Source organism: Methylobacterium sp. WL120 (genome assembly GCF_008039465.1).
Taxonomy (GTDB): domain Bacteria; phylum Pseudomonadota; class Alphaproteobacteria; order Rhizobiales; family Beijerinckiaceae; genus Methylobacterium; species Methylobacterium cerastii.
The window spans coordinates 1-11,453 of the sequence record NZ_VRUT01000151.1 but is presented as its reverse complement, the minus strand read 5'-3'; the positions used below and the strand labels follow the sequence as shown (position 1 = coordinate 11,453).

Here is an 11,453-nt window from a genome sequence, read left to right as displayed (position 1 = left end):
GCGCGGGTCGAGGACGCTCGCGGAGCTGTATTCCTCGACGAGCTCGCGCAGGCGCGCCGCCTCGGGATCGAGGCCGCCGGCCTCGACGGCGGGCGTCAGGTGCCCGAGGGCGACGCCGCCGAGCCGGCGCTTCAGCGGGGCCGCCTCGCCGGGATCGTCGACGATGAACGGATAGACCACCGGCAGGGCGCCGACGGCCCGCGCCGGCCAGCACCCGGGCGACAGCGCGACGGCCTTGCCCGGCAGCCACTCCGTGGTGCCGTGCGTGCCGAGGTGAACTAGGGCGTCGAAGTTGCGGCGCAGCCCGAGGTGGAACGCGAGGTAGGCGTGCGTCGGCGGCTCGTCGGGGTCGTGGTAGCCGGCCTTGCGGTCGTCCGACCGGCCCCGGTCGGGCTGGAGGAAGATCGCGATGCGGCCCGCCGCGCCCAGCTCTCCTTCTCCCGCAGAGGGGGGAGGGGATGTGTCGTGGCCGGACCTCACGATCCCGAATCGGAAGGAGCCGTCCCGGATTGCGGGGTCGGCGTCCGGCGCGCCCCAGCGTTCGGTCAAAACCTGGCGCGACGTCTCGGGCAGGGTCGCAAGCCAACCCCTGTAGTCGGCGAGCGACACCGCGAAACCCTGCACGCCGTCCGTCAGCGCGTGCATGAGCGCGGCGGCCTCCGGCAGCGATCCGCCCGCGTAGCCGGCGTCGGCGAGGTCCGACACGATCGCACGGGCGCTCTCGGGCGTGTCGAGCCCGACGGCGAAGCCGGCGCGGCCGCCGCGGGACGGGTAGTCGGACAGCACCACGGCGATCCGGCGTTCCGGCGCGGGCGTCGCGGCGAGGCGCAACCAGGCGGCGGCGCGGTCGGCGAGTGCGGCGATCCCCGGGGCGTAGGGGACCGCGCGGCGCTCGGCGTGCCCGTCGACGGCTTCAGCCTCCTGCTTGAACGAGATCGGAAACCCGGAGAGCCGGCCGTCGAACTCGGGTAGCGCCACCTGCATGGCGAGGTCGGCCGCGTTCATGCCGCGCGCCGAGGCCTCCCAGGCCTCCTGCGGGCTGCCGACCGTGAAGGCCTGCAGCACCGGGCAGTCGGCTGCGTCGAGGACGAAGCCGGCGTCCTCGCGCGCCGAGAAGGCGGTGGCGGCGACGATCAGGTCGGGCTTTCGCGCGCGGATCGCCGCGCGGACGACCTCGACCGCCTCCGGGTCCTTCAGGCTCGCTACCGCGACGGTCAGCGTCGCGATGCCCCGCTGGCGCAGCGCCGCGGCCAGCGCGTCGGCCGGCGCGCCGTCGCCGCCGAGCGCCGCCGAGCGGTAGGCCAGGATCAGCGCGTGCGGGGCAGGCGCGTCGGGTGCCGTCAACCCGAGCGGGGAGGCGCCGACGGACAGGGCGGTCTCCAGTGGCAGCGGCCCGCAGCCCGGGCACCAGGCGAACCCGCGCGGCAGGGTCTCGGGCGGCTCGACGGGTGTCGCGAAACCGATCTCGGCCGCGATCCGCCCGAGCATCCGGCGCAGGTTCTCGGGGCCGCCCGCGCGGAAATAGGCGTCGAGGATCGGGGCGAGGTCGGGCGCGGTCGAGAGCTCGACGAGGCGCGGGTCCGGCCGGTCGCAGCCGGGAAGGATCGCGAGCGGGATGCCGGCGGCCCGGGCCGCGGCGGCGCAGCGTTCGACGCCGTAGCGCCAGTAGTCGAGCCCGCCGAGGCAGCGGATGACGACGACCTTCGCCTTCGCCACCACCGTTTCGACGTAGAGGTCGACCGACATCGGGTGGCGCAGCCGCGACAGCTTGGCCAGCCGCAGAGACGGGAAGTCCGGCCCGCAGGCGGCGTGGGCGTTTGCCATGCCGAGCAGGTCGGAATCGGTGAACGACAGGAAGACGACGTCGCCGGGCTGCTGCCCGAGGTCGACCGCCGCCTCGCCGTCGTCGAGGCTCACCGTATCGATGCGGATCAGGTGCATGCGCTGAGTCAGCCTGCCGATTCGTCGGGCTCGTCGGCGACGAGGCGAGGCCGGTTCGGGAAGGTCACGCCGTCGTAGATTTCCGAGGCCGGCAGGACGATCCCGAGCGCTGAGATAGAGACCGTCGCGGCGAGGCCGAGCAGCCGTGTCTCGGCCCAACTCCGGTCGGGCTCGCGCGTCCACAGGCGAACTTCCGCCGCGTTGGGCTCGACCAGCACGATGTGCTCAAGGTCGGCCATCGTGCGGTACTCGGCGAGCTTTTCGAACGCGTCGAAGTCCCGCGTGCTCGGCGACAGCACTTCGACGACGACCCGCGGCTGCGCCGCCTTGAGAGCGTTCGGATCGCGCGGCCCACAATCGACGCCGATGTCGGGGCGGCGGATCTGGCCGGGCAGCGTCTCGACGCTGCCGTCACCGGTGAACGGGCGGCATCCGCTGCCGCGCAAGGCCGTGCGCAGCCACGCAAGGATGTTCACGACGATGTCGTCGTGGACGTTGCGAGCACCCGCCATCATCCGTACCGGCATCCCGCCGACAAGCTCGTAGCGCTCCGCCTGGGCTTCCTGCCAGGCGAAGAACGCATCCAGGCTCATCGGGCTCTCGCGGCGGTCCAGCATCCCGGGATCTGCGGTGGTCGTGAAAACGGGCAGTGTAGCGCGGGTGGCGGACAAGCCCTAGCCGGCCAGAGCTTCCGCGACCGCACCCTGGTCGAAACCCTTGAGGCCGATCACCACCAGGGTGCCGTCGCGCGGCTCGCTCGCGGTCCAGGGCCGGTCGAAATGATGGGTGATGCGGCGGCCGACGCCCTGCACCACGAGGCGCATCGGCTTGCCCTCGACGGCGCAGAAGCCCTTGATCCGCAGGACGCCCTCGGTCTCCGCCGCCTTCTCGACGCGGGCGGCGAGGTCGGCGGCGGTGATCGCGGTGCGGACCGGGAGCGCCACGGTCTCGAAGTCGTCGTGGTCGTGGTCCTCGCCCTCGCCGTGATGCGAGGGGCGCGCGTCGAGGTCGTCCTCGGCGGCGGCCTGGAGGCCGAGCAGCACGCGCGGGTCGATCCGCCCGTGGGCGGTCTCGACCACCTTCACCGCGCGGGGAAGCTGGCTCTCCACCTCGGCCCGGACTGCGGCGAGGCCGGCGGCGTCCATCATGTCAGCCTTGTTGAGCACGACGAGGTCGGCGCAAAGGAGCTGGTCCTCGAACACCTCTTCCAGCGGGTTGTCGTGGTCCACGGCCGTGTCGGCGGCGCGCTGGTTCGCCAGCGCCTCGGGGTCCTCGGCGAAGGCGCCGGACGCCACCGCCGGCCCGTCCACCACCGCGACGACGCCGTCCACGGTCACCCGCGAGCGGATCGCCGGCCACTGGAAGGCCTGGACCAGGGGCTTCGGCAGGGCGAGGCCGGAGGTCTCGATCAGGATGTGCTCGGGCGGGTTCGGGCGGTCGAGGAGCGCCGTCATCGCCGGCACGAAGTCGTCGGCGACGGTGCAGCAGATGCAGCCGTTGGGCAGCTCGACGATCGAATCCTCGGTGCAGCCCTCGATGCCGCAGGCGGCCAGGAACGACTTGTCGAAGCCGACGTCGCCGAACTCGTTGACCAGGATCGCGAGCCGGCGCCCGCCCGCGTTCTCGACCACGTGGCGCACCAGCGTCGTCTTTCCGGCACCGAGGAAGCCGGTGACGATGGTGCAGGGGATCTTCGCAACGATGGTCATGGGGATCTCGCCGATGGCTCAGGCCGCGCGCGGCGGAAACGGGGGGATGCGGGCGACGACGCCCTTGCGGAACTCTTGCGGGCGCTGCTTCCAAGGCACGATCCCGTCGGGCGTGCCGGCGTAGAGCCCGACGCCGTCGAGGATGATGCGTGCCGACTCCGCGGGGTCGAGGTCGCCGTAGACGTAGGTCCAGCGATCCTCCGCCGCCACCGCGACGGTGCAGGGCCGCTTGCAGACGGAGAGGCACTCGACCGCCTCGATCGTCACCCCGTCGGGCGCCGGCAGCGCGCGCAGCGCGTCGAGCAGGCGGGCGCCGGCACGCGGGCCGTCCGGTGCGTCGCCTTCCATGCGGCAGGTGGTGCAGACGTAGAGGACCGTGTCAGCCACGGGCGCCTGCCGCGGTCTTCGGCCCGAAGGTCTGCCACGCGCGGCCGAACGCCAGCCCGATCACCGCCCAGAACACGAAGGCGATGGCGAGCGAGCGCGCGGCGAACTGCGCGGCGAGGCCGGCGGGAAGCTCGGAGGGCGTCGCCGCCGCCTCCGGCGCGCCGGCCAGATGCGGCGCGACGATGAGCACAAGTCCGCCGAGGATCGTGATCGGCACCCGGCGGATCGCGATGAGGTAGATCCCCATCGCGGTGGCGGCGGCGGTCATCAGCCACCAGACCTGGCGCGCGACCAGGGGAGCCGCCTCGCTACCGGGCAGCTCCGGCGGCAGTCCGAGCGCAGGCGCGAGCGCCACGGCGAGGAAGCCGGCCACCGCGAAGGCGAGGCCGCGTTCGGGCGACGGCTCGCGGCCGGTCGCCAGCATCACCGCGCCGAGCAGCAGCGCGTAGCCGATCCCGCCGACGAGGGTCGCGAGCCCGGTGAACAGCATGCGCGGCAGGCCCGCGCCCGGCTGCCACTCGGGTGCGGCCTTGGAGTCGTGGTCGTGCCCGGCATGCGCCAGCACGATCGGCAGGCGATCGGGCATCGGGGCGATGGCGGCTGCGGAGCCGGGGGTGGCCTGGGTCTCGTAGCGCTCGGCCGCGATGATCAGCGGCGAGGTGAGCGCGAGTTCGAGGCCCGTCACCAGGACGGCCGCGAGGAAGCCGGCGGCGAGCGCCGCCGACAGGAGCCGGATGAGCATGGGAGCGCCTGGGTTCAGGCGGTCAATGGCAGGGGAAGTTCTGCGTGTGCCGGAAGTCGTGCGCCGCGTTGTGCAGCGCCGAGGCGGGCGAGAAGCCGGCGAGGAACACGAGCCCGAGGCCGAGCATGGCGGCGACGGCGATGCCGACGAAGCCTTCGTTCGCGCGGGTGCCGGTCTGGGTGAGGGTCTGGGTGGTCATGTCGACAACATCTCCGGCCGCCCCGCCGGCGGCGTTCGAGAAAGCGCGGGGGACGGCAGGTCTCCTGGCTCGCGGATCGCCGCGCCTGCCGCCTTCCCGAAACATCGGTGGCCGAGGGCAGGAGCTAACCGCTCACAGTTGCGGGGGCAGCCGCGGTATCGGGTTTCCCCTCACCGCATTCCCTTTTCACCCCGTCTCCGGGGCACCGTCTCCACCAGCCATAGCCTGTCCGGCGCACCCGCACAACGGAGGCTTTGACGGGCACGCCACGGTTGGGGCATGGGTCTTCGCCATGCAACAGGCCGCGCCTCGGACGACCCTCGTGCTCGGCGGTGCGCGCTCGGGCAAGAGCGCCTACGCCGAGAGGCTGATCGAGGCGGCGCCCGGCCCCTGGTTCTACCTCGCAACGGCGCAGGCCTGGGACGACGAGATGCGCGCGCGGATCGCCCTCCATCGGTCCCGCCGGTCCGGCGACTGGATCACGCGGGACGTGCCGACGGCGCTGGCGGCGGCGATCGCCGACGCGCCGGGACCGGTGCTGGTCGACTGCCTCACGCTGTGGCTCACGAACCTGATCCTCGCCGACGCCGACCTCGACGCCGAGACGCAGGCGCTAGTCGTCGCCTGCCGGGCGGCGCGGGGCCCCCTCGTGCTGGTCTCGAACGAGGTCGGCCTCGGGATCGTCCCGGACAACGCGCTCGCCCGCCGCTTCCGCGACGCGGCCGGGCGCCTCCACCAGGCCCTCGCGGCCGAATGCGACCGCGTCGTGCTGACGGTCGCCGGGTTGCCGCTGACCGTGAAACCGCAGGGAACGTCATGACCGACGACGCCAAGCCCGACGACGTGAAGCCCGACGACGCGACGCGCCATCGCGAGAAGATGGAGAAGCGCAAGGCGGTCCAGGACGCCGAGGTGGCGGCCAAGACGATCGAGAAGGGGCTCCTCATCGTCAACACCGGCCCCGGCAAGGGTAAGACCACGGCGGCGCTCGGCCTTGCGCTCCGCATGCTCGGACGCGGGCACCGGGTCGGCATCGTGCAGTTCATCAAGGGCGCCTGGGACACCGGCGAGGCGCATGCGCTCAAGGTCTTCGGCGACCGGGTCGCGTGGCACGCCATGGGCGAGGGCTTCACCTGGGAGACGCAAGACAAGGCTCGCGACATCGCCGCCTGCCTCAACGCCTGGAACCAGGCGACCGACCTGATGGCCGACCCCGGCATCCGCCTGCTCATCCTCGACGAGCTCAACATCGCGCTGCGCTACGACTACCTCGACCTCGATGCGGTGGTCGCGACGCTCAAGGCCCGCCGCCCGGACCTCCACGTCGTCGTCACCGGCCGCAACGCCAAGCCCGCGCTGATCGAAGCCGCCGACCTGGTCACCGAGATGGGCAGCGTGAAGCACCACTTCGCAGCGGGCGTGAAGGCGCAGGAGGGCATCGAGTTTTGATCGGTCGTCGGCGCGGCGTGGTGCGCCTGTCAGGCCAGCCAGTCCTCGATGCGCAAATTTTCGACGCAGTCGAACTCGCGGCCGTTGTTCGCGAATGCGGGCAATGTGCGAGCGCCGCGCAAGCATCGGCCTACAAATCCACTGGGTCCGGCTCTGACCGATCGACAGGCTCGATATCGCCTTCGCGATCGAGCGATGGAAGCCCGTCGAGCAGGGCGATCAGGGTCGGGTGCACGATCGTATCAGTGGCGAAATGGTCGCCGTCGCTTTGCACGACGGCGTGGTTCCGATTTTCAGGAAGCACTCTGATCGTTCGCTTCATTGCATCCAATCGTTCCGCTTTCTGGCGAGCTTATGCCGCGCGGAAGCAGGAAGGACATCTTTCTTCCTTCGCCATGCCTTCGGTGACGGCATGACCCGCGCCCTGATGATCCAGGGCACCGGCTCCGACGTCGGCAAGTCGCTGATCGTCGCCGGGCTCGCGCGGGCCTTCACCCGGCGCGGGCTGCGCGTGCGCCCGTTCAAGCCGCAGAACATGTCGAACAACGCCGCCGTCACCGCCGACGGCGGCGAGATCGGGCGGGCGCAGGCGCTGCAGGCGCGGGCGGCGGGCGTCGCGCCGTCGATCCACATGAATCCGGTGCTGCTCAAGCCGCAGAGCGACGTCGGCTCGCAGGTTGTGGTGCAGGGCCGCATGGTCGCGACCGTGAAGGCACGCGACTACCAGGCCTGGAAGCCGAGGTTGCTGGAAGCGGTGCTCGACAGCTTCTCGCGGCTCAAGGCCGAGGCCGACCTCATCCTCGTCGAGGGTGCTGGCTCGGCCTCCGAGGTGAACCTGCGCGCCGGCGACATCGCCAACATGGGCTTCGCCCGCGCCACCGACACGCCCGTGGTGCTGCTCGGGGACATCGACCGCGGCGGGGTCATCGCCAGCCTCGTCGGCACCAAGGCGGTGATCGACCCCGACGACGCCGCGATGATCGTCGGCTTCCTGGTCAACCGCTTCCGCGGCGACCCGACCCTGTTTTCCGACGGGATGGACCTGATCGCGCGCCACACCGGCTGGGCGAGCCTCGGCCTGATCCCGCATTTCCCGCAGGCCGCGCGCCTGCCGGCCGAGGACGTGCTCGGGCTCGTCGGGTCGGCCGGCCCGGCCGCGACCCGCATCGCCGTGCCGGTCCTGCCCCGGATCGCCAACTTCGACGACCTCGATCCGCTTCGCGCCGAGCCGGCGGTGGAGGTGGTCCTGGTGCGCCCGGGCGAGCCGATCCCGGGCGATGCGGCCCTGGTGCTGCTGCCGGGATCCAAGACCACGATCGACGACCTCGATTTCTTCCGCGCGGAGGGATGGGACGGGGATCTGCGGGCGCATCTACGCCGCGGCGGGCGGGTCCTGGGGCTGTGCGGCGGCTACCAGATGCTCGGGCGGACGCTGTCCGACCCAGACGGCATCGAGGGCGCGCCGCGCACCGTTCCGGGGCTCGGGCTGCTCGAGGTCGACACGGTGATGACGCCTCTGAAGCGCCTCGAGGCGGTCTCCGGGACGAGCCTGCCCGACGGCATCCCGTTCTCCGGCTACGAGATGCATGTCGGCGACACGACCGGCGCCGATTCGAGCCGGCCGCTGCTGCGCCTGGCCGACGGACGCGCCGACGGGGCGGTGTCGGCCGACGGGCTGGTCTGCGGCACCTACGTCCACGGGCTGTTTTCCGACGACCGGCAGCGGGCCGCCTGGCTCGCCCGCCTCGGCGCGGGATCGGACGGCGCCTCCTACGAGGCCGGCATCGAGCGGGTGCTCGACGCGCTCGCCCTGCACCTCGAACGCCACGTCGACTGCGACCGGCTGCTGGCGCTGGCCCGGTAGGGCCTCGCGCGCGTGACAGGCGAGCGGGTCCTGTTCCCGTCGCGGGTGATACGCGCTCCGAACCGCGCCGCCGCCCGATAGGCAGGCGCCGCGTCCCGGCCTAGGCTCCGCCGAAAGCGCGGTCCTTCGCGAAGGGGCCGCCGGACGCCGAGGAACGCCCGATGACGCCCATTGACACCGCGGCCGACGACGCGCTCGCCCGGCGCACGATCGCGACGGTCACGTGGCGGCTGATGCCGCTGCTCGGGGTGATGTACCTGGTCGCCTACATCGACCGGCAGAACATATCCTACGCCAAGCTGCAGATGGTCGGGGATCTGGGATTGAGCGAGAGCGTCTACGGGCTCGGCGCGTCGCTGTTCTTCCTCGGCTACTTCCTATGCGAGGTGCCCGCCAACGTCATCCTGGAGCGGGTCGGCGCGCGGCTGTGGTTCGCCCGGATCATGGCGACCTGGGGCCTGATCACGGTGCTGCTCGGCTTCACCCAGAACACGGTGATGTTCTACGTGCTGCGCTTTCTGCTGGGCGTCGCCGAGGCCGGCTTCTTCCCCGGCGTGCTGTTCGTGCTGACCCTGTGGTTCCCGCAGAAGCACCGCGCCGCGATGATCGGCTGGTTCATGATCGCGAGCGCGGTGGCCAACGCCGTCGGCGCGGCGGTCGGCGGGGCGCTGCTCGACCTCGACGGCGCGCTCGGGCTCAAGGGCTGGCAGTGGGTCTTCGTCAGCACCGGCGTGCCGGCGCTGTTCCTTGCGGTGATCGTCCTGCTCGTCCTGCCGGAGGGACCGGAGAAGGCGCCCTGGCTCGATCGCGCCGGCCGCGACTGGCTCAGCCGGACGCTGGAACAGGAGCGCGAGGCCGGCGGCAAGGTCGAGCACGGCAACCCGTTCGCGGCGCTCCTCGACCGGCGGGTGTGGATGCTCGCCAGCGTCTACGTCGCGTTCCCGCTCGGCGCCTACGGCCTGAGCTACTGGCTGCCGACGGTGGTGCGGAGCTTCGGCGTCACCAACACCGTCAACGGCTTCATCAACATCATCCCGTGGGTGGTCACCGGGTTCGCCCTGTGGTGGGTGCCGCGGCATTCCTCGCGGACGGGCGAGCAGACCTGGCACGTGGTCGGCCCGGGGCTCGTCGCGGCCGCGGCGCTGGCGCTGAGCGTGGTTGTGCCGGGGTCGGGCCTGAAGTTCGCCTGCCTGTGCGTGGCCGCCGCCGGCATCTTCTCGGCGCAGCCGGTGTTCTGGTCGCTGCCGCCGACCTTCCTGAAGGGCGCCTCGGCCGCGGCCGGCATCGCGGCGATCAACTCGGTGGGCAACCTCGGCGGCTTCATCGCACAGAACGCGGTGCCGATGATCCGCGACCGCAGCGGCAGCGACCTCGTGCCGATGATCTTCCTCTCGGCCTGCCTCGTGGTCGGCTCGTGCCTCGTCTTCGTGGTGCTCGGCGCCCTGCGGCGCGACGCCGGCCGCCGCGCCGCGGTTCAGAGCGTAACGAGCAAGGCGCCGACGGTCGCGAGCCCCCACAGCAGCGCGCAGGCGGTGCGGTAGAGGCGCAGCGCCCGCGCGATGTCCTCGGCGGTGGCCGCCGCGCGGCCGTCGCCCATCCAGGCATCCTCGACCGCGACGCCGGCGTAGACGCGCGGGCCGGCGAGCCGCAGGCCGAGCGCGCCCGCCATCGCCGCCTCCGGCCAGCCGGCGTTCGGCGACCGGTGGCGGCGTGCGTCGCGGCGGATCGCGCGCCAGGCGCCGGCCGGCGAGGCGCCGCGATGGAGCCCGGCGGCGGTGACGATCAGCACGGCGGTGAGCCGCGAGGCCGGCAGGTTCACGAGGTCGTCGAGGCGGGCCGAGGCCCAGCCGAACGCTTCGTGACGCGGGGTGCGATGGCCGACCATGCTGTCGGCGGTGTTGATCGCCTTGTAGAGCGCACCGCCCGGCAGGCCGCCGAGCCCGATCCAGAACGCCGGCGCGACGATGCCGTCGGAAAAGTTCTCCGACAGGCTCTCGATCGCGGCGCGACAGATCGCGGCCTCGTCGAGAGTCTCCGGATCGCGCCCGACGATCATCGCGACCGCACGGCGACCGCCTACGAGGCCCTCGGCCCGCAGGCCCTCCGCCACGCGGGCGACGTGCTCGTCGAGGCTGCGCTGCGCCGGCAGGCTGGCGCCGGCGAAGGCGAGCAGCGCGATCGCGGGAAGCGTGCCGGCCAGTCCCGCCAGCGCCGTGAGGCCGAGCGCGACGGCGCCGACGACGGCGACGAGGATCAGGAGGGCGAGCACCCCGCCGAGCCGCCGCGCCCGGGCAGCCCCTCGGTTCAGCCCGCGGTCGAGCGCGGCGATCAGCCGGCCGATCCAGGTGACAGGGTGGCCGAGCGCCCTGTAGAGCGCGTCCGGATAACCGAAGGCCGCCTCGATCGCGAGGGCGAGGGCGAGGATGGCGAGCGTGTCGGGCGGATGAGCGAGCGCGGAGGACATGGCGTCTGGGATTTCGGTGTGCCCGAGGGGGAGCCGATCGCCCATGGCGGCGACCTCGACGCGGCGCGCCGGATGTTCCCGCAGGCGCCGGAGCCGTGGCTCGACCTCTCGACCGGGATCAATCCGGTCCCCTATCCCTGCCCGCCGCTCGACGCCACCCTGTTCCACCGGCTGCCCTCGGTGGCGGACCACGCGGCCCTGCGCGCGGCGGCGGCGCGGGCCTACGGCGCGGCGGCTTCCTGCATCGTGCCGGCGCCGGGCACGCAGATCCTGATTGAGACGATCCCGCGCCTCGTCGCGCCGAGCGCGGTCGCCGTCGTCGGGCCGACCTATGCCGAGCACGCGGCGGCCTGGGCGCGGGCCGGGCATGCGGTCTCGGCGGTGCGCGGTCTCGGCGAGGCCGGGGACGCGCAGGTCGTCGTCGTGGTCAACCCGAACAATCCCGACGGCCGGACCTGGCCGGCGTCGACCCTGCTGGCGGCAGCCGACGACCTGTCCGCCCGCGGCGGGATGCTCCTCGTCGACGAAGCCTTCGCCGACTTCGAGTCCGTCGACAGCCTGTGTCCCTATCTCCGCCCGGGGCTCGTGGTGCTGCGCTCCTTCGGCAAGACCTACGGGCTCGCGGGCCTGCGGCTGGGCTTCGCCGTCGCTGAGGCGGGCCACGCGCGCCGGATCGCCGCCGCGCTCGGGCCGTGGGC

Annotated in this window: 13 protein-coding genes and 1 riboswitch; of the genes, 5 read left to right on the top strand and 8 right to left on the bottom strand. The window is 72.6% G+C overall.

The genetic code is table 11. The annotated features are described in order from the left end of the window. The 6 genes from FV229_RS21690 to FV229_RS21665 all read right to left on the bottom strand — a co-directional run. The coding region (locus FV229_RS21690) for a cobaltochelatase subunit CobN (RefSeq protein ID WP_187275239.1) at positions 1–1,941 on the bottom strand (1,941 nt) is incomplete at its 3' end. An 8-nt stretch (positions 1,942–1,949) separates the two neighbouring features. Continuing rightward, positions 1,950–2,558, bottom strand: coding sequence for a Uma2 family endonuclease (locus FV229_RS21685; RefSeq protein ID WP_147753948.1), 609 nt, complete (start codon positions 2,556–2,558; stop codon positions 1,950–1,952). Positions 2,559–2,615: 57 nt separating this feature from the next. After that, positions 2,616–3,650, bottom strand: coding sequence for a cobalamin biosynthesis protein CobW (gene cobW / locus FV229_RS21680; protein ID WP_147753947.1), 1,035 nt, complete (start codon positions 3,648–3,650; stop codon positions 2,616–2,618). Positions 3,651–3,668: 18 nt separating this feature from the next. Beyond that, positions 3,669–4,037 (bottom strand): DUF1636 domain-containing protein, encoded by a 369-nt coding sequence (locus FV229_RS21675; protein WP_147753946.1) that lies wholly within the window; start codon positions 4,035–4,037, stop codon positions 3,669–3,671. Beyond that, positions 4,030–4,779 (bottom strand): CbtA family protein, encoded by a 750-nt coding sequence (locus tag FV229_RS21670; protein ID WP_147753945.1) that lies wholly within the window; start codon positions 4,777–4,779, stop codon positions 4,030–4,032. Before FV229_RS21670 ends, FV229_RS21675 begins: the two co-directional genes overlap by 8 nt. 22 nt (positions 4,780–4,801) lie before the next feature. Next, the gene (locus FV229_RS21665; protein ID WP_147753944.1) at positions 4,802–4,978 is read right to left on the bottom strand and encodes a CbtB-domain containing protein; all 177 of its coding nucleotides are present in this window, start codon (positions 4,976–4,978) and stop codon (positions 4,802–4,804) included. Between the two features lie 36 nt (positions 4,979–5,014). Continuing rightward, positions 5,015–5,203, bottom strand: a riboswitch (cobalamin riboswitch). 67 nt (positions 5,204–5,270) lie between these two features. Between FV229_RS21665 and cobU the strand changes: the two genes are divergently transcribed. After that, the gene (gene cobU / locus FV229_RS21660; protein WP_147753943.1) at positions 5,271–5,798 is read left to right on the top strand and encodes a bifunctional adenosylcobinamide kinase/adenosylcobinamide-phosphate guanylyltransferase; all 528 of its coding nucleotides are present in this window, start codon (positions 5,271–5,273) and stop codon (positions 5,796–5,798) included. After that, positions 5,795–6,427, top strand: a complete 633-nt coding sequence (gene cobO, locus FV229_RS21655) for a cob(I)yrinic acid a,c-diamide adenosyltransferase (RefSeq protein WP_147753942.1) — start codon at positions 5,795–5,797, stop codon at positions 6,425–6,427. Before cobU ends, cobO begins: the two co-directional genes overlap by 4 nt. Positions 6,428–6,557: 130 nt before the next feature. Here the strand turns inward: cobO and FV229_RS21650 are convergent, their stop codons facing one another. Beyond that, the gene (locus tag FV229_RS21650) at positions 6,558–6,749 is read right to left on the bottom strand and encodes a hypothetical protein (RefSeq protein WP_147753941.1); all 192 of its coding nucleotides are present in this window, start codon (positions 6,747–6,749) and stop codon (positions 6,558–6,560) included. 90 nt (positions 6,750–6,839) lie between these two features. Here FV229_RS21650 and FV229_RS21645 point away from each other — a divergent pair, with 90 nt between their 5' ends. Together FV229_RS21645 and FV229_RS21640 are read left to right on the top strand one after the other, a co-directional pair. Beyond that, complete coding sequence (locus FV229_RS21645) at positions 6,840–8,291, top strand: cobyric acid synthase (RefSeq protein WP_187275238.1); 1,452 nt, start codon at positions 6,840–6,842, stop codon at positions 8,289–8,291. Between the two features lie 161 nt (positions 8,292–8,452). Beyond that, positions 8,453–9,832, top strand: coding sequence for an MFS transporter (locus FV229_RS21640; RefSeq protein WP_147753940.1), 1,380 nt, complete (start codon positions 8,453–8,455; stop codon positions 9,830–9,832). Here the strand turns inward: FV229_RS21640 and cbiB are convergent. Continuing rightward, entirely contained in the window at positions 9,766–10,755 is a 990-nt protein-coding gene (gene cbiB / locus FV229_RS21635) for an adenosylcobinamide-phosphate synthase CbiB (protein ID WP_147753939.1), read from the bottom strand. The genes FV229_RS21640 and cbiB overlap by 67 nt on opposite strands. Between cbiB and FV229_RS21630 the strand changes: the two genes are divergently transcribed. Then, positions 10,735–11,453 (top strand): aminotransferase class I/II-fold pyridoxal phosphate-dependent enzyme (locus tag FV229_RS21630; protein WP_147753938.1); only part of this gene is annotated, 719 nt, incomplete at its 3' end. The genes cbiB and FV229_RS21630 overlap by 21 nt on opposite strands.

What these genes read in the sequence shown, in the direction of transcription:
- FV229_RS21685 (WP_147753948.1), bottom strand. Translation starts at nt 2,558, where the DNA reads ATGCTGGACCGCCGCGAGAGCCCGATGAGCCTGGATGCGTTCTTCGCC.
- cobW (WP_147753947.1), bottom strand. Translation starts at nt 3,650, where the DNA reads ATGACCATCGTTGCGAAGATCCCCTGCACCATCGTCACCGGCTTCCTC.
- FV229_RS21670 (WP_147753945.1), bottom strand. Translation starts at nt 4,779, where the DNA reads ATGCTCATCCGGCTCCTGTCGGCGGCGCTCGCCGCCGGCTTCCTCGCG.
- FV229_RS21665 (WP_147753944.1), bottom strand. Translation starts at nt 4,978, where the DNA reads ATGACCACCCAGACCCTCACCCAGACCGGCACCCGCGCGAACGAAGGC.
- cobU (WP_147753943.1), top strand. Translation starts at nt 5,271, where the DNA reads ATGCAACAGGCCGCGCCTCGGACGACCCTCGTGCTCGGCGGTGCGCGC.
- cobO (WP_147753942.1), top strand. Translation starts at nt 5,795, where the DNA reads ATGACCGACGACGCCAAGCCCGACGACGTGAAGCCCGACGACGCGACG.
- FV229_RS21650 (WP_147753941.1), bottom strand. Translation starts at nt 6,749, where the DNA reads ATGAAGCGAACGATCAGAGTGCTTCCTGAAAATCGGAACCACGCCGTC.
- FV229_RS21645 (WP_187275238.1), top strand. Translation starts at nt 6,840, where the DNA reads ATGACCCGCGCCCTGATGATCCAGGGCACCGGCTCCGACGTCGGCAAG.
- FV229_RS21640 (WP_147753940.1), top strand. Translation starts at nt 8,453, where the DNA reads ATGACGCCCATTGACACCGCGGCCGACGACGCGCTCGCCCGGCGCACG.
- cbiB (WP_147753939.1), bottom strand. Translation starts at nt 10,755, where the DNA reads ATGTCCTCCGCGCTCGCTCATCCGCCCGACACGCTCGCCATCCTCGCC.